This is a genomic window from Duganella sp. S19_KUP01_CR8 (assembly GCF_036688705.1).
Taxonomy (GTDB): domain Bacteria; phylum Pseudomonadota; class Gammaproteobacteria; order Burkholderiales; family Burkholderiaceae_D; genus Rugamonas.
The window spans coordinates 1-23,027 of record NZ_JAQQPR010000052.1 but is presented as its reverse complement, the minus strand read 5'-3'; the positions used below and the strand labels follow the sequence as shown (position 1 = coordinate 23,027).

Sequence of the window (23,027 nt, the reverse complement as noted above, 5' to 3'; positions counted from 1 at the left end):
GCGCTGGCGCGGCCGGCGGCAACGGCGGCAACAGCGGCGCGGCCAGCAACACCGGCGGCAACGGTGCGGCAGGCGGCGCGGCCACCGGCGGCGCCGGCTCGGGCGCCGCGGGCGGCGCCGGCGGCGACATCTCGGTGAATGCGGGCACGTTCAATATGTCCAACACCATGAGCAATGTCGGCCAGTCGGCGGCCGGCGTCATGGTCACGGCGCAGAACAGCGGCATCTCTTCACTGGTGCAGCAGAGCGTCAACGTCCAGGCCAACCTGGCGGTCGGCAAGTAAGGCGCAGCGGGATGCGGGCGCGGCGGTACGGCGCGCGCATCCCGCCATCTACAGGGGGTACGGTATGCAGATACCAGTCATCAGTTTTTGTACCGCGCTGGCGCTGGCAGGACAGGTGGCGGCGGCGCCGGTGATCGCGCCGCTGGCGGAGCCGGCAGCGCAATCCCGGCCGGCGTTGCTGCCGGACGCCATCGTCATCACGGCGGCCGATCCCGCCGGCTTTGACGGCTCCTCGGTGCCGGCCGCCAAACTGGCCGGCAAGCGCGCGGGCGCGGAGGTGGTCAACAGCGATATGCAATTGAACGGCACCGTCAACGGCAACACCGCAATCAATGTCTACACCGGCGCCAACGCCATCAGCAGCGGCTCGTTCAGCAACGCGTCCGGCTTGCCGGTGGCGATACAGAACTCCGGCGCCAACGTGCTGATCCAGAACGCCACCATCATCAACATTGAAATGAAATGAAAAAACTGGCATGCACCATAGTACTGGCCGCCATCGCGTGCGGCCAGGCCGGCGCGGCGGACTTGCCCGGCGTGGCGGGCGGCAGTTATGCGCTGCACGTCACCAGCCTGAGGGAAGCGCGCTTCCGCTCGACCGTGCGCCAGCAGTTCGACTTCAGTTGCGGCTCGGCGGCGGTGGCGACGCTGCTCAGCTACCACTACGATACGCCGGTCAGCGAACGGCAGGTGTTCGACGCCATGTACGCGAGCGGCGACCAGCAGAAGATACAGCGCGAAGGCTTTTCGCTGCTGGACATGAAGCGCTACCTGGCCACGCTGGGCTTTATCGCCGACGGTTACCAGCAACCGTTGCACAAGCTGGCCGAGGCGGCGTTCCCGGCCATCGTGCGCATCCGTGAAAACGGTTATGAACATTTCGTCGTCATCAAGGGCATGGACGAGGGCCGGGTGCTGCTGGGCGATCCGGCCGGCGGCACGCGGGCCGTGCGGCGCGCCGATTTCGAGGCGCTCTGGCAAGACCAGTTGCTGTTCGTGATACACAACTGGCCGGGCAAGCCGCGCTTCAACCAGGCGGCGGAATGGCGCGTCGCGCCGCGCGCGCCGCTGGGCGAGGGCATCAGCCGCTCCAGCCTGACCGACATCACCCTGCCCAAGAACGGCAGCGGCAATTACTGAACGGAGGCGCGCATGCGCACAAGCATCCTGACCGTGCTGCTGGCCTGCGGGGCGGCGGCACACGCCGGCGATATGCCGGACCCGACCGACGGCTGGATCGCCGTCGATGATGCGCGGCTGGAACAGACGCGCGGCGGCTACGACCTGGGCAACGGGATGGTGGTCTCGCTAGGTGTCGAACGTTTGGTTTCGATCAATGGCAGTGTTGTAGCGAATAGTCGTTTTTCGATCGCCGATGTGACAAAGTTGAGCGCGGTGGAAGCACAGATGGCCAGCGATGCGCTGGCCAATGTGGTGGTGCGGAACGGCGCCGGCAACGTGGTCGATCCGTTGCCGGCCACGGCGGGACTGGGCGCCTTGCTGATACAGAACAGCATCAACGACCAGGCCATCCGCAGCCAGACCACGATCAGCACCAGCGTCAGCAATCTGGCGTTGCTCAAGGCCGTCAACTTTGAAACCATGTTGCGCGATGCCCTGAGCGGTGCGGTGGGACCGAAATGAACACAACTCAGGAGGGCAGCGATGCGAGGTGCAAGATGGCAGGGCGGCGCGGTGGCGCTGTGGGCGTTGGCGGCGTGCGCGGCGGCGCAGGCGCAGGGCGGCGACGGGCAGCCGCCGGCGGTGGCGCCCTTGTTCGAGCAGCCCGGCGTGTTGACGCCGCGCGGCAAGCTGGTGCTGGAGCCGTCGATGCAGTTCGGCTATTCGTCGAGCAACCGGGTGGTGCTGGTGGGCTACACCATCATCCCGGCCTTGCTGATCGGCCTGGTCGATGTGCGCGAGGTCAAGCGCAACACGCTGACCGGCGCCGTCAGCCTGCGCTACGGCCTGACCAATCGCACCGAGCTGGAGGTGAAGCTGCCGTATGTCTACCGTTCCGACTCCACCGTCAGCCGCGAGATATTCACCGGCACCGGCGTCGACAAAGTGTTTGAAACCAGCGGCAAGGGCGTGGGCGACGCCGAGCTGGCGCTGCGCTACCAGCTCAACCAGGGCGCGCCGGACCGGCCGTATTACGTGGCCGGCTTGCGCGTCAAATCGCGCACCGGCACCGATCCCTTCAGCGTGGTCACCGATTGCAGCAAGCGCTGCGTGGGCCCCAACGCCAGCGGCACCGGCCTGCCGCTGGACCTGCCGACCGGCTCGGGCTTCTACGCGGTGCAGCCCAGCCTGACCTGGCTGTACGCCAGCGATCCGGCCATCCTGTTCGGCAGCGTCAGCTACCTGTACAACTTCAAGCGCAGCAACGTCAACCGCAAGGTCTTGAACGGCGACTGGGAGCCGCTGGGCACGGTGGCGCCGGGCGATGTGCTGGGCTTCAATTTCGGCGTCGGCCTGGCGCTGAACGACAAGGCGCTGATCAGCTTTGGTTACGACCACAGCTCGATCGCGCGCACGCGCCAGAATGGCCTGGCGGTGCCGGGCTCGGTGCGCACCCAGCTGGGCACGCTGCTGATGGGCCTGTCGCTCCGGCTTAACGACAAGCGCACCATCAACGTCTCGGTCGGCGCCGGTTTGACGCGCGACACGCCGGACGTGCAACTATCGTTCCGCATGCCAATGAACTTCTAGGCGAGTTAGCAACAACGTTGATTTTGCGGTATCGTAGCGTCTCTTGATAGCCAACATAACAGGGACGCCATGATCACCACCACCTTGACCCGATCCGCCGCCGTGCTGGCGGTGGCAACCGCCTGTTCGATGGCGCAGGCCGCCGCGCCGATGGCCAAGTTCCAGGCGCCAGGCTTTTACCGCGCCACGCTGGGCGACTTCGAGGTCACCGTGCTCAACGACGGCAGCATCGACTTGCCGGTCGACCAGTTGCTCAAGCAGGCGCCGGCCAAGACCAATGCGGCGCTGGCCAAGTCGTTCCTGAAGAGTCCGGTGGAGACCTCGGTCAATGCCTTCCTGATCAACACCGGCAGCAAGCTGGTGCTGATCGACGCCGGCGCCGCCAGCCTGTTCGGCCCGACGGCCGGCAAGCTGCTGGCCAACTTCAAGGCCTCGGGCTACAAGCCGGAGCAGGTCGACGAGATCTACATCAGCCACATGCACGGCGACCACGTCGGCGGCTTGGCGGCCAACGAGCAGCGGGTGTTCCCGAACGCGGTGGTACGGGCCGGCAAGCTGGATGCGGATTATTATCTGAGCCAGAGCAACCTGGACAAGGCGACCGGCGAAGAGAAGGAAGACTTCCAGGGCGCGATGATGTCGCTCAATCCCTACGTCAAGGCGGGCAAGTTCCAGCCCATCATCGCCAACAGCGAGCTGGTGCCGGGCATCAAATCGTATTTCAACGGCGGCCATACGCCGGGCCACATCACCTACGTGGTCGAGAGCGCGGGACAGAAGCTGGTGTTGCTGGGGGATTTGCTGCACGTGCAGGCGGTGCAGTTTGAAGATCCTGGCGTCGGCGTCAATTTCGACAGCGACAGCAAGGTGGCCATCGCCGAGCGCAAGGAAGCGTTCGCGGCGGCGGCCAAGGGCGGCTACCTGATCGGCGCATCGCACCTGTCGTTCCCGGCGCTGGGCCATGTGCGCGCCAAGGGCAAGGGCTACGACTTCGTGCCGGTGAACTACTCGCTGCCGCGTTAGACCAACCCGCAAGCTTTAAGCGATACGCCTGCTGCACCACTTAGGGGTCGGACCCCACATGGGGTCCGACCCCGCTTGGCCGTGCGGGTTAGGCCAGCGCCGGGTAGTCGGTGTAGCCTTCTTCCGCAGGCGCGTAGAAGGTTTCTGCTTTCCACTCGTTCAGCGGCGCGTCCAGTTGCAGGCGGCGTGGCAGGTCCGGGTTGGCGATGAAGGCCTTGCCGAAGGCGATGGCGTCGGCGGTGCCGGCGTCCAGCACTTGCTGCGCGGTCTGCTTGTCCATCTTTTCATTGGCGATGTACACGCCGCCGAATTCCTGCTTCAGCAACGGCCCCAGGCTGTCTTCACCCACCGCTTCGCGCGCGCAGATGAAGGCGATCTTGCGCTTGCCCAGCTCGCGCGCCACGTAGCCGAAGGTGGCGGCAGGATTGGAGTCGCCCATGTCGTGCGCGTCGCGGCGCGGCGCCAGGTGCATGCCGACGCGGCCGGCGCCCCAGACGGCGATGCAGGCGTCAGTCACTTCCAGCATCAGGCGGGCACGGTTTTCTATCGAGCCGCCGTAGTTGTCGCTGCGCTGGTTGGTTTTGTCTTGCAGGAACTGGTCGAGCAGGTAGCCATTGGCGCCGTGGATTTCCACGCCGTCGAAGCCGGCCTTCTTGGCGTTCTCAGCCCCTAGCTTGTAGGCCGCGACGATGCCGGCCAGCTCTTCGGTGTCAAGCGCGCGCGGCACCGGATAGGCGCGCTGCGGACGCAGCAGGCTGACGTGGCCGTCGGCGGCGATGGCGCTGGCCGACACCGGCGCGTCGCCGTTCAGGAAGCTCGGGTCCGAGACGCGGCCCACATGCCACAGCTGGGCGAAGATCACGCCGCCTGCTTTATGGACGGCCTCGGTCACCAGCTTCCAGCCTTCGACCTGCTCGTCCGACCACAGGCCCGGCGTGTCGGCATAGCCCACGCCCTGCGGCGTGACGGCGGTCGCTTCGCTCAGGATCAGGCCGGCGCTGGCGCGCTGCACGTAGTACTTGGCCATCAGCGCGTTCGGCACGCGGGCGCCGCCGACGGCGCGGGCGCGGGTCAGCGGCGCCATGACGATGCGGTTTTTCAGGGTGATGTCGCCGATGGTGAGCGGGTCGAAAAGATTTGCCATGATGTGTTTCCTATAATGTCATTTGATCGATGAAGGCCTGGATGGTCGCTTCGTCGCGTTTAAAATAATTCCATTGCCCCACGCGGTGCGAGGTGATCAGGCCCGCCTTGAGCAGGGTGGCCAGATGCGCCGACACCGTCGATTGCGACAATGCACAACGCCGGTCGATGAGGCCGGCGCACACCCCCAGGCTCAGCGGATGCTGCTGCTCTGAGAAATACACCTCGGGCTCCTTCAGCCACGCCAGGATCTGGCGCCGCATCGGGTTGGCAAGGGCTTTGTGGATAGCGTCTATGTCCATTTGCATGTAACGATATATGGATCGTCTTTTTCCGATTTCAATATCGTGATCTTACGATATAAAAGAAAAACGTGCTGGCGGCCAAAAAATCATTTATGTTATGGGAACATTGTTCGAAGTTTAATGAGGGCCGTATGTCGAGTCATTACCTGGATGTGGCCATCGGGCTGTCCTACACTTTCCTGGCCGTGAGCCTGCTGTGCAGCGCCACGCGCGAAGCGATCGCCTCGCTGTTCCAGACCCGCGCCAAGGTGCTGCTCGACGGCGTGCTGACCATGCTGCACGAGCCGGCCGGCAAGCCGCGCCTGCGCGGCATCATCCCGTCGATCAAGCGCTTCCTGCGCATGGACGACGGCTTCAACCTGGCCAAGCTGGGACCGCATTCGCTGTCGGCCGCCGTCATGACCCATCCACTGATCACCGGACTGGCGCAGCAGGGCCGCATGCCGTCCTACATCCCGTCGGCGATCTTCGCGCGGGCGTTTGTGTCGACCTTGACGGCCAAGTACGGCAAGGGACAAACGGCGGCGCAGTTGCTGGCCAACGTAGGCAACGAAGGCCTGAGCCGCACGCTGCTGGCGCTGATGGGCGAAGGCCCGGACGACCTGGCCGCGCTGGAAAGCGCCGTGCGCATCTGGTACGACACAGTGATGGACCGCATCACCGGTTGGTACAAGCGGCGCTCGCAGCTGGTGCTGTTTTGCGTCGGCCTGTTCTATGCGGGCGCGATGAATATCGATGCGCTGCAACTGAGCCAGCGTCTGTGGAGCGACAACGCTGCGGCGGCGACGCTGGCGCAGCAGGGCGCCGACGCCATGGCCGCCGGCCGCATGAAGCCGGTCGCGGCCGCGCCGGCCGGCACGCCGGCTGCCACGCCGATGAGTCAGGTGGTCGAAGCGAAAAAAGACTGGCAAGCGGTGCAGGCGCTGCCGATAGGCTGGCCATCGCCGCGGTTTGACGCCGCCGGCGGTAAAGGCGTGGGCGCCTTCATGGCGGCGCTGGCGTTCGCGCTGATGGGCTGGATCATCACAGCCTTCGCCTCATCGCTGGGCGCGCCGTTCTGGTTCGACGGCATCGGCTGGTTGCTGGCCCTGCGCGGCAGCGGCGCCAAGCCGGCCGCCGAACCGGCGCCGGTGGTGATCGAGACCATCACCTTGCCGAGCCTGAACGCGACCAAAGCCACAAGCAGCGGAGCCGTCATTCCCGCGTAGGCGGGAATCCATACGACGCGTCTCCAGCAAACTCTGCATAGATTCCCGCCTGCGCGGGAATGACGTGGTGGTCAGGCGAAGTGCAGTGCCAGCGCAACGACGGCCGGCAGGGTCTGGATCAGCAGGATCGAACGCTTGACCGTGACGCCGCCCCACACGCCGGCCACCGCCACGCAAGCCAGGCCGAACACCGTGAAGGCCGAAGCGATGGCCGGATTCGGATGCATAAAGCCGACCACCAGCGCCGCCACCAGGAAGCCGTTGTAGCAACCCTGGTTGGACATGGCCGGCTGGACGATGTCGGCCTTTTCCTGCGTCAGCCCGAACACGCGGCGGCCGCGCGATTGGAACAGCACCGTTTCCAACAGCACGATGTAGACATGTATCAGCGCCACCAGGCCGGTGACGATCTGTGCCAGTAATTGCATGGATGCTCCTCCTTGTTATTGATGAAGCATTATGGCCTGTGGCGGGCGCGGCGGGAAGCCGCCAGCAGAGATTTGCCGCAGCTGATATAGTTTCGGCAATTTTTGGAGACACTCGATGACCTGGATAATTCTCATCCTGGCCGGCCTGCTGGAAGTGGCGTGGGCGGTCGGACTCAAATACACCGACGGCTTCAGCAAACCGCTGCCGACGGTCTTGACGCTGGGCGCGATGGCCGGCAGCGTCGCCTTGCTGGGCCTGGCGCTGCGCACGCTGCCGCTGGGCACCGCCTACGCGATCTGGACCGGCATCGGCACCGTCGGCACCGTCATCTTCGGCATCGTCGTGCTCAACGAGCCGGCCAGCGCGCTGCGCGTGGGCTGCATCGCCATGATCATCGGCGGCATCGTCGGCCTGAAACTGTCGACCGTCTGATCAGAAGCCGGGGTTGGCCCGCGTGAGGTAATACCATTCGCTGTTGGCGCCGGCAGCGGCGTCGGGGAACAGGATGCGGCCGTCGAACTCGGCCAGCACCGGCGTGCCATCGGCGCGCGTGCCGATCAGCTCGCCTTGTCGCACCGGATCGAAGCTGGACCAGGCGCGGCTGAAGCTGTCGCCGGCGTGCTGCTTGTCGTAGACCGCGACCATGCTGAGCGCCTCCATCGCCTCGTCGGCGATCGGCTGCGGCGACGGCGCATCGATCAGGCCGAGGAAGGCGAGGGTGTTGACGATGGCGCGGTAGCCGACCTCGGGCGCTTGCGGATCGGCGTGCTGGCCGCATTCGAGCGTCAGCGCGTAGCCGCCGGTGCTGCGCATGTATTCGGTGGTGCCCATGCCGTAGCGCAGCACGGTTTCCAGCTGGCTGTCGTCGCGCAGGCGGCGCTGCACGCCGGCGCCGTAGGTGCGCAGCCAGCCATCGACAAATCTCCGCACGCCCAGCCGGCGCGCCATCGCGCGCTCCTGCTGCTCGTGCTTGAACGGCTCCAGCGGACCGTCGTTGTTGCGCGGCCCGACCATGGCGAAGGGCTCGCTGGCGGCGTTGAACGAGTGCAGGTCCAGCAGCACCTCATGCTGCGCCAACAGCGGACACAGCCAGTTGGCCACGCGGTCTTCGAAGTCTTGCGGGTTCGGATTGGGGAACAGGTTGCGGTTCAGGTTGCGCTCGCCGGAGCGTTCGCCCTTGGCATAGGCCAGCGGATTGGCGACCGGCACGAAGGTGACGCTGCCCTTGCGTATCGTCAGCGCGCCGCTGTCCAGTTGCTGCATCACGCGCGTGATGGCCTGGGTGCCGCAGGTCTCGTTGCCATGCACGGCGCCGGTGACGATCAGCCGCGTGCCGGCTTGTTGGCCGCTGTACTGCACGGATTTGAATTGCAGGGCGTCGGTGGCGATCATGCCCGCTCCATCAGAGTCATTGGAATAAACAGTTTATACCTGGTCCGATGCCCGTCGCTGCGACATCGGACTGGATGGACTTAGCCTTCCGGTTCGTTCTCGACTTGTGGATCGTGCATGAACTGCACACCCTCGTCATTCTTGAAGTTGAGAATGATGTTCAGTGTCATTGGGGCGGTGTTTGCATCACTGAAGGTCAACTGTTTACCGCTGACGCTAATGCTCTCCTCGCTAAATTGATTGTTATCTTCTGGTAATACGGTCATGCCGGTGAAGACGATATTTTCAGTGCCACTGTCGAAAATCTGGTAGTTGATGACCGTGTCAGGCTGGGAAACGCGCAGAACGGCCGGCATGGTTTCGACCTTGTAGGTGCCTGGTTTGACACCCGGCCGTACCTTTACCAGAATGTTGATAAATGGTGTGCATGCGATGAATTTGCTCATGAACTTGCTTTCTTCAGTGGGTGGGTGGAAAGGTATTGCAGGTAGGCTGGATCACGATACGACATCACCTCAAGTTGTTTGCGCACAGATGTCGCTTGTTCGTGCTGTCCAAGGCAGGCGTGCGCTTTGACCCATGGCGCCAGCGTGCGAAAATCGGCGCTGTCCTTGATGAGCGGCCGCAGCAATGTCCGCACGGCTTCGCAGCGGCCACGCGCCATGTCGGCATTCTGTTGCGCGTTCAGCTCCGCATCCAGCAGTAGCGCTTCAATCAAGCCAGTGCGTATCACTTGGTCCGTTGGCGTGGCTGTGTTGAGCTGCTCCAGTTTCTCGACAGCGAGTGCCAGGTTTGCGCTGGCGTCTGCGTGCCGGTGCTCACGGAATTGAATCGCCGCTTTGAGTCGCCGCACCTTGGCTTGCACTACTTGAAGATTCAGTTTTTTGGGTTCCAGGCGTATCAGTTCCGAAAAATTCTGTTCCAGCTTATCCAGCCGCGCAAGTTTCGACGCCGGTTTCTGGTCTTCGTTTTCCGTTTCGATGAGGCCGAACTCAGCGATGTATAAATTTCGCTGCCAATTTCGGTTGCTGGCATCCTTCTCCACGATGGTTTGTAGCAGCGTGTAGGCCTGCTGCATGGCCTCGTGGCTGGCGGCGAGATCGCCGCGTGCCTGCCGGAGGTCGGCCTGATGCGACCAGGCCGAGGACAGCCGGTTGACCCACAAGGTATCGGCCGGATGGGTGTCGTGCAGTGTTTGCAGTAGCGCGAGCTCGCGAGCTCCCAATGTTTCGGCCAAGGCCAACTGGCCCAATTGCATCTGGGCACGAGCCTGCCACGACAGGGTATCGGCAAGATCAGCTGCGAGACGCTTATTTTTTGGCGCTTGAGCGTAGGCACGTTGTTTCAAATCGGCGGACAGCGCAAATTCATCGGCGGCGTGCTGCGCGTCGCCGCGCCGCAACGCGACGGTGCCAAGGTTGTTATGGGCATAGGACTGCTCTATCCAGGCATCCGCCGAAGTCGGTGCAACCGCGGCCTGAAGGTCGGCGTAGGCACGGTATTGCTCAAAGTATTCCTGCGACTTGTCCCATGCTTTCTGATCAAGCTGAATCTGCCCCAGCCAGTAGGCGTTTTCGCCAGCGCTTTTGAGCAGCGCCAGGTCGTTCGGTTTGGATTTCAGTTGTTGGCGAAGGATGTCACGTCCCGCCAGCAGCGCGATGTTGGCGGCGGCGGGATCGCCGCGTGAAATCTTGACCTCGGACAGCACTTGCAGCGACTTGGCACGTTGGGCCAACGCGGCATCGCCATCGTCGCTGCGCTCCGGATCGGAGAGGTATTTCAACGCGCGGTTGCTGACGCTGTCGAGCAGGTCCAGCTTGCCCAGCGGGCGCAGTTTGTCGACGAAGTCGCCCAGCATGTAGCCCATCAACTCCTCGGCCTCGGTGCGATGCTGCTCGGCCGCCTGCTGCGCCGAGCGCGCCATCAGGAACAGGCCGCCGGCCAGCAGCGTCAGGCCGGCCATGACGATGGTGATCGTCAGCCGCAGCCGTTCGCCGCGTCGTACGCCTTGCAGCGAGGCCTGGACAAAGGCCTGCTCCTGCGGCGTGAAGCTGAAACCGCTAGTCCTGAGCAACTGGCGCGCCTGATTCGCCTGGGTGCCGGACGGCAGCAGCATATCGAGCTTGCGGCCGCTGTCCTGCCAGCGCTTGGCTTGCGCGCTGATGCGGCTGCGCACCTGCAAGGCCTGGCGATGTTCCTCGATCCACGCCACCACGCGCGGCCAGCGCCGCAGCAGCGCTTCGTGCGCGATGCCGAACGCCGGCGCGCCGCCGTGCAGATCGCTGACAAACAGGTGGGCATCGACCAGAGCCTGCACCAGAGCATGATCGGCCTCGTTGCGCAGCGCCGACCACGGCACGCGGCGCGAGGTGACGGTCGATTCGTCCTCGGCCACCAGCACCAGTTGCGACAGCACATGCGGCAGCGCGGCGATCTGCGCGCTGCCCAGCGCCGAGATGACTTGCTCCGCGCGCGCGCCGATTGCGCCTTCCAGCCCGCCCAGCGCATGGAAGCTGGCGTGGCTCAGCTCGCCGTCGGGACTGCGCAGGCGATACAGCTCTTGCAGACAGTATTGCAGCAGCGGCAGTGTGTCCGGGCCTGCCTTGGCGGCGTCGATCAGCACCTGGTCCAGTGATTCCCCGGTGGCGGCGTCGACCGTGTAGCGCAGCTGCGCCACCTGCACCGGATGGCGGATGATCTGGGCGATGTCGGCCGCGCCGGGCGGCGCCAGGTCGAAGTGGCCGCCGCGCAGCTTCATGCTCATCAGCGCCGGGTAGGCCGTCAGGTGAGGGTAGAAGTCGTTGCGGCAGGCCAGCACTAATAAGATGCAGCCGGAACGCGCCAGCTGGTCGAGCACGTGGATGAACACGGCCCGTTCCTGCTCGCCGATATGCGGCAGCCGGAAGATGGCTTCGAAACGGTCGATGAACAGCATCAGCCGGATCGCCGGCAGTTGCGCTTGCAACTGGGCGATCAGGCCCGGCAGGTCCTGCGCCAGACGCTGGGCCAAGGCCACGGCACTGGTGTTTTCAAACAGCAGGCGGTCGTCCAATTCGGCATCGAGCAGCACGCTGGCCAGCGTGTCGAGCAGGCCGGCCTGGCCCATGTCGGCGCAGTCCAGTTGCAGATGGCTGGCGATCGCCAGGCCGGACTCGGCCGGCGCGGCGCCCGCTTTCAGGGCCGGGATCAGGCCGGCCTGCACCAGCGAGGTCTTGCCGGCGCCGGACGGCCCCAGCACCAGCACCATCGCGCAGGCGGCCTGCACCTGGCTGACCACCACTTGCACCAGCTGATCGACGCCGAGCTTGCGGCCGAAGAAGATCGCGGCGTGCTGTTCCTCGAACGCCTCCAGGCCGCGGAACGGCGAGGCGTGCAGCCAGCTTCCGTTGCTGACGTCATCGTCGTAGCTCAGTTCGGCCAGCAGGCGATAGCCGCGTTTGCGGATGGTTTCAATATAGCGCGGCTCGACCGCCGAATCGTCCAGCGCCCGGCGCAGCTGGGTGATGATTTTGTGGATCGCGTTGTCGCTGGGCGAGACGTCGCCCCAGCACGCGTCAAGCAAGGTTTCGGCGGAGACCACCACATGTGGATGTTTGCATAAATGCAATAAAACATCCATGGCGCGCGGTTCCAGCTGGCGGTTGAGGTCGCCGCAACTGAGTGTATTGGTGGCGGGATCGACCCGCCACTGCCCGAAACGAAAGCTTTTGTGGTTCACGCGGACCTTCTTTGTTCAGTAATAAGTGCTTTGCAATCAATGGCTTGCACTTCGGAAGGTTTCCGGAAGGCCAAATTTGGACCGAATGATTACAGTTGTTTCATATCTACATCTTTTGCAAATACTAACATTAACACGGGGAAACCACACCCCCCATCTACCGGAGATGCCATGATTGTTTTGACTGGCCTGAAAGCGCCATTTGAACTGACGCAGCACGCAATTGCCATCAAGCAACAAGGGATCGATTTCGCGATCCGTTATTACAGCCACCAGGCGGGCAAGAGCCTGTCGCTGGCCGAGGCCCGTTCGCTGACCGACGCCAGCATCCAGATCGGCGCGCTGTGGCAGGCCGGCGGCGACCACCTGAATTATTTCAGCCGCGCCCAAGGTTGCGCCGACGGCGCTGCCGCCTATTTGATGGCGCAGTCGGTCATCACGCAGCCGTCCGGTTCTGCGATTTACTTTGCGGTGGACTTCAATCCCTCGATGGAGGCCATCGCCGGCCCGGTCAGCGCGTATTTCGATGGCGTCAACCAGGCTTTTCGCGCGGCCGGGCCGGGCGAGCCCAAATATCAGGTTGGCGTCTACGGTTCCGGCGCCTGCTGCGAGGAGATGTTGCTCCGGGGGCTGGCGGCGCTGAGCTGGTTGTCGCCGTCGCCGGAATACCATGGTTCGCGCGATTATGTCGGCTTCAACCTCAAGCAACTGGCGGCCGCCAGCCTGCCGGTCGATGACGGCAAACACATCAGCGTCGAACTGACGCGCACCAACGACGGCTATCCGGCAGGCCTGTTCAGGGTGCTGTGATGCAGACGATACAGTTCACCGAAGCCGTCACGCTGAAGACGGTCAAGCCGGCCAAGACGATTTTTCTTAACAATACGGGGCAGGATGTGGTGTTGAAATTCGTGACGGCGCCGGACATGCTGCTGTCGGCCTATACCATCAGCAATGGCGTCAGCGCGGCGATCGACAGCATCCGGCTCGGCACCATCGATTACTACTCCGGCCACAGCCACAATTTCGCGATCGCGGCCGGCAGCACGGCGGTGTTGAGCGTGGCGGACAAGGTCCTCAATATGGTGATTTCGCCCTGATTTGTTATCATGCGGGCATGAATCCATCTTTGCAGGGCCGTAATTCCGGCCTCGATACCTTGCGCGCGCTGGCCATTGTGCTGGTGTTTGCCAACCATTACATGCTGTTTGTCAGCGGTAGCCCGACCTTTGGCTGGTTCGGCGAGGTCGGCTGGACCGGTGTCGACCTGTTTTTCGCGCTTAGTGGTTATTTGATAGGCAACCAGATCCTGGGCGGCATGCGTCGTTCGCGGCAGTCCGACGGGGCCGAGCGCTTCTCGCTGGCGCGTTTTTATGCGCGCCGCCTGCTGCGCACCTTGCCGAATTTTTACTTCGTGCTGGCGCTGTACTCCTTGTGGCCGGCGTTCCGGGGCACCAGCGTGCTGCCGCCGCTGTGGAAGTTCCTCACTTTTACCCAGAATATCCAGTTGACGCCGGGCACGGCGTTTTCGCACGCGTGGTCGTTGTGTGTCGAGGAGCAGTTTTATTTCCTGCTGCCGGCCGTGGCGCTGGCGATCGCGGCCTGCCGCAAGCCGCTGCTGCTGGCCTGGTTGGCGGTGATCGGCACGCTGCTGGCCGGCATGGCGATCCGCAGCCATCTGTGGACCCAGCATGTTGGGCCGGAGGAGCAGGGCGGTTTTCAGTACTACACCCTGATCTATTACTCGTCGTGGTGCCGCTTCGATGAGCTGGTGGCCGGTGTTGCGCTGGCGCTGCTGAAAAACCATCACGCCGGTGCATGGGCGCGGCTAACTTCGCGCGGTAACTGGGCCTTGGCGGCCGGCGCGGCGTCGCTGGCGCTGACCTGGTCGCTGTTCCTCGAAGACCATTACAGCTATCCGATGACGGTGATCGGTTATCCAATGCTGGGTTTGAGTTTTACGCTGCTGCTGATTGCGGCCTTGAGCCCTGGCTCGCTGCTGCAAAGGCTGCGGGTGCCGGGCGCGGCCAGCATCGCGCTGTGGTCGTATGCGATCTACTTGACGCACAAGACGCTGTGCGTGCTGCTGCGCGCGCCGCTCCAGGTCGAGGGGTGGGGACCGAACAGCTGGCAGGCCATCGTGTTGATGAGCGCGGCCAGCCTGCTGGCCGGCTGGCTGCTGCATCTGCTGGTGGAGACGCCGTTCATGAAGCTGCGCGACCGCTACGTGCCGGGCAACTTCGCCCGGCCGGTCGCGCCGGCTGGCGCCGTCGCTTATGTTGATTGAGTATTCGCATCACAGCGACCACCAATTCGCGTTATTTCGTCGTACCGGAGTAAAAATGTTGTCGCTTGTGAGCAAGGACGCAAACTAACGTGCCTCTTTTAGGAAAGCGAGTATCCTAGTTTCACTCGTCGGCAAGATTGTTCCTCGCCCACACATATCCCCGTCCAATCGACAAGCCCGCTACGCTTTGCAGTCAACCTTAATTGCCTTGCAAATAGCCTCCCTCTGACGATTTTCATCAATCGGCTCCTTGGCTGAGCACGTTTCAGGTTTGTTGCCGCGACAAGGAAGCACATGACCGCGCAGCGACTTCCCGCACGTGAAGCAGTGCTGGAAGAGAACCCCGATTCGAGCTCCCCTTCTACTCGACATCGAGCGCCTGCTGTAAGCGAACTGATATTGCCGCCTCCCCTCGCAGCGTAAATCCAATTTGACTGGACTACATCATGAATCTCTCTTCCCTGAAAATCGGCCAACGCCTTGGTCTGAGTTTTTCAATTGTCATGGCCCTGCTGCTGGCGCTGGCAACTTTGTCCTACCGCCAGATTATCGACCTTGACGAAGGCATCAACCTTACCAACGAGGATCGTTATCCAAAAACCGTGCTTGCCCATACCATCAAGGATGAACTGAACGAAGTGGCCCGTAATTTGCGCAACGTGCTCATCATGGGCAAGGCCGAGGACCTTAAATCCGAGTATGAGAATATGGAGGAGAGCGCGCGTGTGATCACCAAGGCCATCGATGGCCTGAACAAGACCGTCACCTCGCCCGAAGGCCTGGCTCTCATGGCGAAGATCGCCGAGGTGCGCGCGCGTTTCCTGACTGGGCGCGGGTCATTCATTGCGCTGGCCAAGGACGGCAAGCGCGACGAGGCTGTCGCGCTGCTGTTGAGCGAACTGCGTCCCACCCAACGCGTGTACATGGGTGAGCTTGACAAGTTGATCGAACTGCAAAACAGACTGATGACCTCATCGGCGCATGAGGCCGAAGCCGATGTCAAGGGGGCCAAAGTGAAAGTGTTGGCACTGTCGCTTGCTGCGCTGGTCATCAGTATCCTGGTGACCTACTTCGCCACCCGAAGCATCACAACACCGCTGCTCGAGGCAGTCGGAGTGGCGCGCCGGGTCGCCGACGGCGACCTGACCAGCGACATTTCGGTCGAAGCGCAGGACGAGACCGGTCAGCTAATGCAGGCGCTCAAAGAAATGAACGACAGTCTGCTGAAGATTGTAAGCCAGGTACGCAACGGTACCGAGTCTATGGCGTCGGGCTCGCGCCAGATCGCTATCGGCAACCTTGACCTGTCTTCGCGCACCGAGCAGCAAGCTAGCTCGCTGGAAGAGACCGCATCCTCAATGGAAGAGATGACTTCCACCGTCAAGCAGAACGGCGAAAATGCGCGCCAAGCCAACACGCTTGCGAAATCGGCGTCGCAGGTGGCAATCAAGGGCGGCGCGGTAGTATCCCAAGTGGTGGTCACGATGGGAGCCATAAACGAGTCCTCGCGCAAGATAGTCGACATTATCAGCGTAATCGATGGCATCGCATTCCAGACCAATATTCTGGCGCTCAACGCTGCCGTGGAAGCGGCGCGCGCCGGCGAACAGGGCCGTGGCTTTGCGGTTGTCGCGTCTGAAGTGCGCAACCTAGCCCAGCGCAGTGCCGCAGCAGCAAAGGAAATCAAGGTGCTGATTGGTGACTCTGTGGAAAAAATCGACTTCGGTTCCAAGTTGGTTGGCGATGCCGGCAGTACGATGCAGGAGATTGTGGCTAGCGTCCAGCGCGTTACCGACATAATGGGAGAAATCACTACTGCCAGCCGCGAGCAAGAAGCCGGCATCGAGCAGATCAACCAGGCCGTGACGGAAATGGACACGGTAACCCAGCAAAACGCGGCGCTGGTGGAAGAGGCGGCCGCAGCCGCGGCCGCTCTGCAAGAGCAGGCCAGCCAACTGGCGGAAGCAGTGAGCGTGTTTAAGATTCACGACCTGGCCATGGCGCAGCGACCGACTCGCGCCAACGTGGCGCCGCTGCGTATGTCAACGCGGCGCGAAGTGTCGGTCGTGGCTGCCGCCCCTCATAAGGGGCGCGTGGTCGCCGCCAGCAGGGGTGACTGGGAAGGCTTTTGATGCAGGCCCTAGCGACAGGCGGACTTGATCCCGAGCGGACAGTGTACGCACTAGGTATCGACCGCTATCGGGAGGGCACCGAACGACGGCTTCTGGCCGTACTCGGTCGCAATCACATCTGCCAACCTAAGAGAACAAAACCGACAAAAAAATAAACCGCCCACGCAGCGGCAGGGGCAAGAACGGCAACTGCAAGCGTGCGCGAATATGACTTCAGCTTCGCCGTCGATGCGCGGGCAGTCAGCAATACATAGACCAGCGCGGAGAGTAAGCAAGGAAACCAAACACTCATGACATGGCCCAATGTCTGCGGCACGTCCAGCTGTCCCACCAGCGGGAAAATCAAGCAAACATATCCCAACGCTACTAGCGCCGTCAGTAAAAAAGCAGTCAATGGTTCCATTTTTAGCGAGTGGTACATCATCTCTATCTCTTACTACTCCGTCTGTTCCTGGCCGCATCGAGCCTTCCAGCTGCTCAACGACTAAGCAACTCATCAAACGCCTCCGGCAAGTCCATCAAGGTACGCACTTGCCCATATCGTGCCGAAGGTGCGACAACATCAATCGCTCCGACGCGGGTTTCGACGTCGTACTCGCCCAGCGCTTGGTCCAAGATAAGGTACGCAATGCCAGTGTAGCTGTCACGTTTTGATTCCGTATATCCTGGAATTAGTACAGTAATGGCCGCCTTTGCCCCATCCCTTGCAATGGATACAGTAACTGATGCTGCTTGAACAGATATCCCTTGGTACTTGATATCAAACGGTTCTCTACGTGGCCGGAATTTTATGAATCTCCACTTTTTCAACTGGGGTGCTGCGGCATAAAGTTTCTCCACACTAGGAAACGCGTCTTTAATACCATCAGCACTAATGACAAACTCTCGGATGCCATCTTTCTTCGGGCCAAATTCGAACGTCAATGATGGATTGATTTTTTGCATTCGTGCTGCAAGCTTATCGAACACAATTTCCTGATTATTTTCAAAGTTAAAAATATCTCCCTCATTCTGCTGGAACCACGACCAAAAATCAGACTCGGGCGAAGCTGCTGCTGTACAACCGAGGAGAGATAGCATCAACAAAAAAATCGTCCGATAAAATTTCATCAAAGCCTTAAAAATTTCAGATAGTCGGTGAGTCTGCTTTTGGCCGAACTCGGCCTGTGCCCTTGGAGGATAACATCTTGCTCATTCGAAAAATACGCGAAATCTCACTGCCTTGAATACGCTCTACGTGGCTGTGTTGCGTGAGAGCGAGTGGCGGCGCTTTACGTAATTGCGCGGCGGCGACTTACGTGGGCTAGTGGCTGCGGTCGATGTGAATCGGTGACGGCAATGATGAGAATGCGCAGTTGATACCGGAAAACTACGTCGTTCCCGCTGAGCCGGGTAGGGGCGGTACGGTGGTTGTGGCGAATACCCTATTTTTTCGATTTTTCCCAATTTAGGCCGGCAGATTCGGAAATAGCCCAATGCTTGAAAAAATAGGGGGAAATCGAAGAGAAAATTGGGGTTTTGCTACAAGAAGCCGGGCGGCGCACCCCATGTGCATATGCCTGAGCTGAGCGAGCTTCCTTTAATTCAGCTCGATCACATCGAACGGCGACTGCATCGAACCCAGGAAGACCATAACGCTGCGCGCGCGTTCGCTCATATCCTCGTGGCGGGTGGCGGCGATGGCGGCGCGCAGGCCAGGGACCACTTCGGTGATGTGCGGGCTGTCGTAGGCGGCCACCAGCAGCGCCGCCAGTTCGCTGGCGCGGCCGCGGTTGTTGCGCATGCGTTCTTCCAGCATCGCCAGCAGCGCGCGCTGCATGCGCGGCGTCGGGTTGGTGATGTAGCCGAACACCAGCGGCGTATTGCCGATCGCCTCGCACAGGCGGCTCTCGATTTGATCCGGCTTGACGTCGGAGGCGATATCGAAATAGGCGCCGTTCCAGCGTGTCCGTTCATACGGATGGCCGGGAGGGAAGGAGTCGGCCGTCTCAAAGCCGAGAACGTGGCTCAAGTAACGCAGCCATTTGAGGATAGTGGGCATCATGCCGGCATTTTATCCTGAGTCGACGCACTCTACCGGACCTGATGCGTATCAACCGCTTCCCGATTGAGAAACGTATGCTTCCATGACCGCCAGGACAAGCCTGCCGCCTAGGAGAACATCATGTCATCCGACTTTTACAAGTACTTCAAAGAAAACATGGACGGTCTAGGTTTGGACTGTCCTGAAACTTTATTTGCCAGCAACGGCGCTGCGATTCAGACTGCGACCGTCATACTCGCGGCGATCAAGCAGTTTGGCAGAAACGTCACGGTCGCGGAGTTAATTGGTGCGGGTACAGGCCTGGAAAAACTGATTTATTTGGGGACGTTGCGGGCCCCGTACTATGCCGGAGCGGTGATCGGCAGCATTGCGGTCGCGACGGGGCGCTCGCTCGCGGGTGGCAACTCTATGGCGGACGTGCTGTTAAGCGCGCAGCGCAATCATCTTCATGAACCCTGGCTGCCCTCGGTCTTGATACGGTGGCCTGGCATATACCAGCAAGGCGTAAAATCACGCAAGCACTATAAACATGCCTGGAGCCGATAATGCTAGACCGTCTCGCCTTACTCGTTGTTGGGGTAATTTGTGCCTGGTTGGCATGGGCCTCCTGGCACTTTGGAGGGGAGCCGATGACAGGCATGTTTATGGCTTTCGTCTTGGTGGCCTACGCCGTCGACAACTTTCAACTCCGACGCCAGGTGCGCCAACTGCTTGCAGATCGAGATAAACGCGAGAAACGTGAGAAGGATGCAGGGTTGAGGCGCTTGATGCGGGGCCTGCTTGTCGTGCGCGACAAGCGCAAGGAAAGCTAACGTATCGATGTTGAAATAAGGCAGCCGCCGGGCAGCATATCTGTCCGGCGGCTGTTGCTACTGTTAAGCGTGGGCTTCCTCGCCCAGCTTGCCGGCGCGGAAATCTTCAACGGCGGCGAAGATCTCGGCCTGCGTGTTCATCACGAACGGGCCGTACTGCGCGATCGGCTCGTTCAGCGGCTGGCCGGCCACCAGGATCAGGCGGCTGTCTTCGGCCGCATGCACCGTCACACCATCGGCGCCTGCGGTGTTCGCCAGGATCGCCATCCGGCCCGACGCCACCGCCTTGTCGCCGACACTCACCTCACCGCGATAGGTGAAGATGAAAGCGTTGTGACCTTCCGGCAGCGCCTGGCTGAAGCTGGCGCCGGCAGGCACATGGATGTCGAGATAAATCGGCTCCGTCACCTCACGCTGCACCGCACCGGCCACGCCGTGGCTGCTGCCGGCGATGACTTTGACCGCCACGCCATCGGCCGTGGTAAAGGCCGGCACGTCGGCGCCGTTGAAATCGCGATACCACGGCGCCCGCATCTTGTCCTTGGCAGGCAAGTTCAGCCACAGCTGGAAGCCTTCCATCACGCCTTCTTCCTGCTCCGGCATTTCCGAGTGGATCACGCCGCGACCCGCAGTCATCCATTGCACGCCGCCGTTGGTCAGCAAGCCTTCGTTGCCGGCGCTGTCCTTGTGACGCATGCGGCCTTCCAGCATGTAGGTCACGGTTTCAAAGCCGCGGTGCGGATGGCTGGGGAAGCCGGCGATGTAGTCGTTGGCCTGGTCGCTGCCGAAATTATCCAGCATCAGAAACGGATCCAGTCGGCGCTGCAAGGGCTGAGTCAGGACGCGATTGATCTTGACGCCTGCGCCGTCCATCACGGCCTGGCCGCTGATAACGCGCTCTACGCTGCGAGGGGTGTTTACTTGATCGGTCATGACTAGCTCCTTGGTTTGTTGAGTTGCTTTACACCAGTACTGCGTTGATCTCTGCTTCTGCCTGGGCTTGTGCCTTGGCCACCGCTTCAGGACCCATGCCCAAGCCTTCGGCGAAGACATATTGAACATCGCTCAGGCCCACGAAGTTCAGGAACATCTTGATGTGCGCCAGCTGCGTGTCGCTAGGACCATCACGGTGCACGCCGCCACGCGACAGCGCCACGTACACTTTTTTGCCGGACAGCAGGCCGACCGGGCCGGTTGGGCCGTACTTGAAGGTCACACCGGCGCGGGCAATCGCGTCGAACCAGCTTTTCAGCTGCGCGGTGATGCCGAAGTTGTAGGTCGGTGCACCGATGACGATCACGTCGGCAGCTTGCACCTGGGCGATCAGCGCATCGTCCAGCGCCACGCGGGCGGCCTGGGCTTCGGTACGCTGGTCGGCCGGGGTGAACAGGGCTTGCAGGGTCGGCTCGTCGATCACCGGATGCGGATCGGCTGCCAGGTCGCGGCGCAGCAGCGTTGCGGCTGGATTGGTGGCGCGGACCTTGGCGACGATGGCGTCGGCCAGGCGGGTGGATTCGGAACCGGTGCTGCGGGCGCTGGAGTTGATTTGCAAGATGTTCATGGTTTTGCTCCTGTTGTCTGGTTTGTGCTGCGATGTAGTTACTTTAATCGTTTCATATTCGTTCCGGAAGCCGCTAAAATGGATAACATTAATCCACTGATGGAACAATTAAGGAGTAAATGCGTGGAAATCGACCCTGGCGACCTGCTGTTATTTGCCCGCATCGTCGAATGCGGCAGCTTCAGCCTGGCGGCGCAGCGGGTGCAGCTGCCGAAATCGACAGTGTCGCGCCGGATTTCGCTGCTGGAGGCGCATCTGGGCGAGCGCCTGCTCCAGCGCACCACGCGTAAGCTGGTGCTGACCGAATTCGGCGCCAGCCTGCTGGAGCACGCGCGCCGCGTGGCCGATGAAACCGAACAGGCCGGCGCCCTGGCGCAGCACCGGCAGGGCGCGCCCAGCGGTCTGCTGCGGATCTCGATGCCGGCCGACTTCGCCAACGTGGCGATGAGCGCGATGATGACGCGCTTCATGAACCAGTACCCGGCCATCGCGCTGGAACTGGACTTGTCGCCGCGCCGGGTCGACCTGGTGGCGGAAAATTTCGACCTGGCCATCCGCATGGGCAACCTGCCGGACGACGCCTCGCTGGCCGCGCGCCGCGTCACCTTGAGCAAGATCGCCCTGTACGCCTCGCCGCTCTACACCTCGCTGCGCGGCCTGCCCGAACACCCCGACGATTTGTTCAAGCACGACCTGCTCAGCCTGCCGCCACGGGTGAACGGGCTGATACGCTGGAATCTATTGCGCGGCAAGACGGAATGGGAGCGCGAGTTGCCGGTGCGGCTGCTGGCCAACTCGCCGGAGCTGTTGGTGCGTATGGCGACCACGGGCGTGGGCATCGCCGCCTCGACCGAGCTGATCGCACGCGAGCATGTGCAGAAGGGGACATTGGTGAGGGTGCTGCCGGAGTGGTCGTTCCCGATGGTTACCGGGTGGGCGGTATTCCCTGGCCGCCGGCTGATGCCGGCCAAGACCAGGGTTTTCCTCGACATGCTGCAGGCCGCCTTCGAGGAAAGCGGGCAGGCCGGGGTGTAGGGCTTACTTCTTCAGTTGCGCCATCGCCTGGCCCAGCTGGACGGCGCCGGCCGGTTGCCACGCTGGATTGAAGCTCAGCACATCCTTGGGGAACAGCATGACGACAGTCGAGCCGAGCAGGAAGCGACCCAGTTCCTCGCCTTTTTTCAACACGATGTTCTGGTCGTCGTACTGCCATTCGCACACATGCGGCATGCGCGGCGGATTGACCACGCCATGCCACACGGTGGCCATGCTGCCGACGATGGTGGCGCCGACCAGGGTCATCACGAACGGGCCGTTGGCGGTGTCGAACACGCACACCACGCGCTCGTTGCGGGCGAACAGACCGGGAATGCCGCGCGCGGCGGCCGGGCTGACCGAGAACAGCTCGCCCGGCACGTAGATCATGCGAGTCAGCTTGCCGTCGCAAGGCATGTGGATGCGGTGGTAGTCGCGCGGGCTCAGGTACAGGTTGGCGAAGCTGCCGTTCTGGAACTTGGCGGCCAGCTCGGCGTCGCCGCCGACCAGCGCGGTGGTGCTGAAATTGTGGCCCTTGGCCTGGAAGATCTGGTCTTCCTTGATGTCGCCGAACTGGCTGATGCGGCCGTCGATCGGGCAGATGAAGCCGGCGTCGGCGATCGGGCGGGCGTCGGGACGCAGCGCGCGGGTGAAGAATTCGTTGAAGCTGGCGTAGTGGGAAATGTCCGGATCAAGCGCCTCGTCCATATTGACGTTGTACTTGCCGACGAACCAGCGTATCAGCCAGGTGGTCTTGCTGCCGCCCTTGGCGCCAGCCACGCGGCCGGCAAAATTGGTCAACGCTCCCTTGGGAAGCAGGTAGTGTGGCAGGACGGCAAGACGAGACACGATAGGTTATCCATACAATAAACGATCGCGCATTATAGCGTCCGAACCCGGGGTCAGGTCCCCCATTTGAGCATGAGCTCGACTGTGCCAGCC

Annotated in this window: 26 protein-coding genes and 1 pseudogene; 15 read left to right on the top strand and 12 right to left on the bottom strand. The window is 62.1% G+C overall.

Features of this window, described 5'->3' with window-relative positions; genetic code table 11:
- From V6M89_RS29590 to V6M89_RS29565, 6 genes and pseudogenes are all read left to right on the top strand, one after another.
- A pseudogene (locus V6M89_RS29590) lies at positions 1–284 on the top strand (hypothetical protein); the annotation flags it as partial.
- A gap of 64 nt (positions 285–348) precedes the next feature.
- Positions 349–750 carry a hypothetical protein gene (locus tag V6M89_RS29585; protein WP_332856580.1) on the top strand — a complete coding sequence of 134 codons (402 nt, stop codon included), beginning with the start codon at positions 349–351 and terminating at the stop codon, positions 748–750.
- Positions 747–1,424 carry a C39 family peptidase gene (locus V6M89_RS29580; protein WP_332856579.1) on the top strand — a complete coding sequence of 226 codons (678 nt, stop codon included), beginning with the start codon at positions 747–749 and terminating at the stop codon, positions 1,422–1,424. Before V6M89_RS29585 ends, V6M89_RS29580 begins: the two co-directional genes overlap by 4 nt.
- Positions 1,425–1,436: 12 nt before the next feature.
- The gene (locus tag V6M89_RS29575; RefSeq protein WP_332856578.1) at positions 1,437–1,928 is read left to right on the top strand and encodes a hypothetical protein; all 492 of its coding nucleotides are present in this window, start codon (positions 1,437–1,439) and stop codon (positions 1,926–1,928) included.
- 21 nt (positions 1,929–1,949) lie between these two features.
- Positions 1,950–2,996 (top strand): acetate kinase, encoded by a 1,047-nt coding sequence (locus tag V6M89_RS29570; protein WP_332856577.1) that lies wholly within the window; start codon positions 1,950–1,952, stop codon positions 2,994–2,996.
- 69 nt (positions 2,997–3,065) lie between these two features.
- Entirely contained in the window at positions 3,066–4,019 is a 954-nt protein-coding gene (locus tag V6M89_RS29565; protein WP_332856576.1) for an MBL fold metallo-hydrolase, read from the top strand.
- An 88-nt stretch (positions 4,020–4,107) separates the two neighbouring features.
- On the opposite strand, the gene V6M89_RS29560 is transcribed toward V6M89_RS29565, so the two are convergent.
- Both V6M89_RS29560 and V6M89_RS29555 read right to left on the bottom strand, forming a co-directional pair.
- A complete protein-coding gene (locus V6M89_RS29560; RefSeq protein ID WP_332856575.1) occupies positions 4,108–5,163 on the bottom strand; it encodes an alkene reductase in 1,056 nt (351 codons plus the stop codon).
- Between the two features lie 10 nt (positions 5,164–5,173).
- The gene (locus V6M89_RS29555) at positions 5,174–5,470 is read right to left on the bottom strand and encodes an ArsR/SmtB family transcription factor (RefSeq protein ID WP_116989969.1); all 297 of its coding nucleotides are present in this window, start codon (positions 5,468–5,470) and stop codon (positions 5,174–5,176) included.
- A 128-nt stretch (positions 5,471–5,598) separates the two neighbouring features.
- On the opposite strand from V6M89_RS29555, the gene V6M89_RS29550 reads away from it, so the two are divergent.
- Positions 5,599–6,675 (top strand): hypothetical protein, encoded by a 1,077-nt coding sequence (locus V6M89_RS29550; protein WP_332856574.1) that lies wholly within the window; start codon positions 5,599–5,601, stop codon positions 6,673–6,675.
- A gap of 71 nt (positions 6,676–6,746) precedes the next feature.
- Here the strand turns inward: V6M89_RS29550 and V6M89_RS29545 are convergent, their stop codons facing one another.
- The gene (locus tag V6M89_RS29545; protein WP_332856573.1) at positions 6,747–7,103 is read right to left on the bottom strand and encodes a DUF1304 domain-containing protein; all 357 of its coding nucleotides are present in this window, start codon (positions 7,101–7,103) and stop codon (positions 6,747–6,749) included.
- A gap of 115 nt (positions 7,104–7,218) precedes the next feature.
- On the opposite strand from V6M89_RS29545, the gene sugE reads away from it, so the two are divergent.
- Entirely contained in the window at positions 7,219–7,536 is a 318-nt protein-coding gene (gene sugE / locus V6M89_RS29540) for a quaternary ammonium compound efflux SMR transporter SugE (RefSeq protein ID WP_116989972.1), read from the top strand.
- On the opposite strand, the gene V6M89_RS29535 is transcribed toward sugE, so the two are convergent.
- The 3 genes from V6M89_RS29535 to V6M89_RS29525 all read right to left on the bottom strand — a co-directional run bounded on the left by V6M89_RS29535 (position 7,537) and on the right by V6M89_RS29525 (position 12,214).
- On the bottom strand, positions 7,537–8,496 hold the full coding sequence (locus tag V6M89_RS29535; RefSeq protein ID WP_332856572.1) for a succinylglutamate desuccinylase/aspartoacylase domain-containing protein: 960 nt from the start codon (positions 8,494–8,496) through the stop codon (positions 7,537–7,539).
- A gap of 80 nt (positions 8,497–8,576) precedes the next feature.
- Complete coding sequence (locus V6M89_RS29530; RefSeq protein WP_332856571.1) at positions 8,577–8,942, bottom strand: hypothetical protein; 366 nt, start codon at positions 8,940–8,942, stop codon at positions 8,577–8,579.
- Positions 8,939–12,214 (bottom strand): nSTAND1 domain-containing NTPase, encoded by a 3,276-nt coding sequence (locus tag V6M89_RS29525; protein ID WP_332856570.1) that lies wholly within the window; start codon positions 12,212–12,214, stop codon positions 8,939–8,941. Before V6M89_RS29525 ends, V6M89_RS29530 begins: the two co-directional genes overlap by 4 nt.
- A gap of 171 nt (positions 12,215–12,385) precedes the next feature.
- Here V6M89_RS29525 and V6M89_RS29520 point away from each other — a divergent pair, with 171 nt between their 5' ends.
- From V6M89_RS29520 to V6M89_RS29505, 4 genes are all read left to right on the top strand, one after another.
- Positions 12,386–13,024, top strand: coding sequence for a DUF1906 domain-containing protein (locus V6M89_RS29520; protein WP_332856569.1), 639 nt, complete (start codon positions 12,386–12,388; stop codon positions 13,022–13,024).
- The gene (locus V6M89_RS29515) at positions 13,024–13,314 is read left to right on the top strand and encodes a hypothetical protein (protein ID WP_332856568.1); all 291 of its coding nucleotides are present in this window, start codon (positions 13,024–13,026) and stop codon (positions 13,312–13,314) included. The genes V6M89_RS29520 and V6M89_RS29515 overlap by 1 nt, the downstream gene beginning before the upstream one ends.
- A 17-nt stretch (positions 13,315–13,331) precedes the next feature.
- Positions 13,332–14,501, top strand: coding sequence for an acyltransferase family protein (locus V6M89_RS29510; RefSeq protein WP_332856567.1), 1,170 nt, complete (start codon positions 13,332–13,334; stop codon positions 14,499–14,501).
- Between the two features lie 446 nt (positions 14,502–14,947).
- Positions 14,948–16,633, top strand: coding sequence for a methyl-accepting chemotaxis protein (locus V6M89_RS29505; protein ID WP_332856566.1), 1,686 nt, complete (start codon positions 14,948–14,950; stop codon positions 16,631–16,633).
- Between the two features lie 112 nt (positions 16,634–16,745).
- On the opposite strand, the gene V6M89_RS29500 is transcribed toward V6M89_RS29505, so the two are convergent.
- The 3 genes from V6M89_RS29500 to V6M89_RS29490 all read right to left on the bottom strand — a co-directional run bounded on the left by V6M89_RS29500 (position 16,746) and on the right by V6M89_RS29490 (position 18,677).
- Positions 16,746–17,057: a hypothetical protein gene (locus V6M89_RS29500; protein WP_332856565.1), complete on the bottom strand. Its 312-nt coding sequence runs from the start codon at positions 17,055–17,057 to the stop codon at positions 16,746–16,748.
- A gap of 53 nt (positions 17,058–17,110) precedes the next feature.
- Entirely contained in the window at positions 17,111–17,743 is a 633-nt protein-coding gene (locus V6M89_RS29495; protein ID WP_332856564.1) for a hypothetical protein, read from the bottom strand.
- Positions 17,744–18,212: 469 nt separating this feature from the next.
- Positions 18,213–18,677: a hypothetical protein gene (locus V6M89_RS29490; RefSeq protein ID WP_332856563.1), complete on the bottom strand. Its 465-nt coding sequence runs from the start codon at positions 18,675–18,677 to the stop codon at positions 18,213–18,215.
- A 120-nt stretch (positions 18,678–18,797) separates the two neighbouring features.
- On the opposite strand from V6M89_RS29490, the gene V6M89_RS29485 reads away from it, so the two are divergent.
- Positions 18,798–19,223, top strand: a complete 426-nt coding sequence (locus V6M89_RS29485) for a hypothetical protein (protein WP_332856562.1) — start codon at positions 18,798–18,800, stop codon at positions 19,221–19,223.
- Positions 19,223–19,489, top strand: coding sequence for a hypothetical protein (locus V6M89_RS29480; protein WP_332856561.1), 267 nt, complete (start codon positions 19,223–19,225; stop codon positions 19,487–19,489). Before V6M89_RS29485 ends, V6M89_RS29480 begins: the two co-directional genes overlap by 1 nt.
- A 63-nt stretch (positions 19,490–19,552) precedes the next feature.
- On the opposite strand, the gene V6M89_RS29475 is transcribed toward V6M89_RS29480, so the two are convergent.
- Both V6M89_RS29475 and V6M89_RS29470 read right to left on the bottom strand, forming a co-directional pair.
- Complete coding sequence (locus V6M89_RS29475; RefSeq protein ID WP_332856560.1) at positions 19,553–20,422, bottom strand: pirin family protein; 870 nt, start codon at positions 20,420–20,422, stop codon at positions 19,553–19,555.
- Between the two features lie 28 nt (positions 20,423–20,450).
- Complete coding sequence (locus V6M89_RS29470) at positions 20,451–21,050, bottom strand: FMN-dependent NADH-azoreductase (protein ID WP_332856559.1); 600 nt, start codon at positions 21,048–21,050, stop codon at positions 20,451–20,453.
- 123 nt (positions 21,051–21,173) lie between these two features.
- Between V6M89_RS29470 and V6M89_RS29465 the strand changes: the two genes are divergently transcribed.
- On the top strand, positions 21,174–22,085 hold the full coding sequence (locus V6M89_RS29465) for a LysR family transcriptional regulator (protein WP_332856558.1): 912 nt from the start codon (positions 21,174–21,176) through the stop codon (positions 22,083–22,085).
- Positions 22,086–22,088: 3 nt separating this feature from the next.
- Here V6M89_RS29465 and asd read toward each other — a convergent pair whose 3' ends face one another.
- Positions 22,089–22,937: an archaetidylserine decarboxylase gene (gene asd, locus V6M89_RS29460; RefSeq protein WP_332856581.1), complete on the bottom strand. Its 849-nt coding sequence runs from the start codon at positions 22,935–22,937 to the stop codon at positions 22,089–22,091.
- Positions 22,938–23,027: the final 90 nt, after the last annotated feature.

Coding starts and splice junctions, on each gene's coding strand:
- V6M89_RS29535 (WP_332856572.1), bottom strand. CDS start 8,496: ATGATCGCCACCGACGCCCTGCAATTCAAATCCGTGCAGTACAGCGGC.
- V6M89_RS29500 (WP_332856565.1), bottom strand. CDS start 17,057: ATGATGTACCACTCGCTAAAAATGGAACCATTGACTGCTTTTTTACTG.
- V6M89_RS29495 (WP_332856564.1), bottom strand. CDS start 17,743: ATGAAATTTTATCGGACGATTTTTTTGTTGATGCTATCTCTCCTCGGT.
- V6M89_RS29585 (WP_332856580.1), top strand. CDS start 349: ATGCAGATACCAGTCATCAGTTTTTGTACCGCGCTGGCGCTGGCAGGA.
- V6M89_RS29480 (WP_332856561.1), top strand. CDS start 19,223: ATGCTAGACCGTCTCGCCTTACTCGTTGTTGGGGTAATTTGTGCCTGG.
- V6M89_RS29505 (WP_332856566.1), top strand. CDS start 14,948: ATGAATCTCTCTTCCCTGAAAATCGGCCAACGCCTTGGTCTGAGTTTT.
- V6M89_RS29485 (WP_332856562.1), top strand. CDS start 18,798: ATGTCATCCGACTTTTACAAGTACTTCAAAGAAAACATGGACGGTCTA.
- V6M89_RS29475 (WP_332856560.1), bottom strand. CDS start 20,422: ATGACCGATCAAGTAAACACCCCTCGCAGCGTAGAGCGCGTTATCAGC.
- V6M89_RS29510 (WP_332856567.1), top strand. CDS start 13,332: ATGAATCCATCTTTGCAGGGCCGTAATTCCGGCCTCGATACCTTGCGC.
- V6M89_RS29520 (WP_332856569.1), top strand. CDS start 12,386: ATGATTGTTTTGACTGGCCTGAAAGCGCCATTTGAACTGACGCAGCAC.
- V6M89_RS29580 (WP_332856579.1), top strand. CDS start 747: ATGAAAAAACTGGCATGCACCATAGTACTGGCCGCCATCGCGTGCGGC.
- V6M89_RS29490 (WP_332856563.1), bottom strand. CDS start 18,677: ATGATGCCCACTATCCTCAAATGGCTGCGTTACTTGAGCCACGTTCTC.
- V6M89_RS29545 (WP_332856573.1), bottom strand. CDS start 7,103: ATGCAATTACTGGCACAGATCGTCACCGGCCTGGTGGCGCTGATACAT.
- V6M89_RS29470 (WP_332856559.1), bottom strand. CDS start 21,050: ATGAACATCTTGCAAATCAACTCCAGCGCCCGCAGCACCGGTTCCGAA.
- V6M89_RS29550 (WP_332856574.1), top strand. CDS start 5,599: ATGTCGAGTCATTACCTGGATGTGGCCATCGGGCTGTCCTACACTTTC.
- V6M89_RS29565 (WP_332856576.1), top strand. CDS start 3,066: ATGATCACCACCACCTTGACCCGATCCGCCGCCGTGCTGGCGGTGGCA.
- V6M89_RS29555 (WP_116989969.1), bottom strand. CDS start 5,470: ATGCAAATGGACATAGACGCTATCCACAAAGCCCTTGCCAACCCGATG.
- V6M89_RS29570 (WP_332856577.1), top strand. CDS start 1,950: ATGCGAGGTGCAAGATGGCAGGGCGGCGCGGTGGCGCTGTGGGCGTTG.
- V6M89_RS29530 (WP_332856571.1), bottom strand. CDS start 8,942: ATGAGCAAATTCATCGCATGCACACCATTTATCAACATTCTGGTAAAG.
- V6M89_RS29560 (WP_332856575.1), bottom strand. CDS start 5,163: ATGGCAAATCTTTTCGACCCGCTCACCATCGGCGACATCACCCTGAAA.
- V6M89_RS29575 (WP_332856578.1), top strand. CDS start 1,437: ATGCGCACAAGCATCCTGACCGTGCTGCTGGCCTGCGGGGCGGCGGCA.
- sugE (WP_116989972.1), top strand. CDS start 7,219: ATGACCTGGATAATTCTCATCCTGGCCGGCCTGCTGGAAGTGGCGTGG.
- V6M89_RS29515 (WP_332856568.1), top strand. CDS start 13,024: ATGCAGACGATACAGTTCACCGAAGCCGTCACGCTGAAGACGGTCAAG.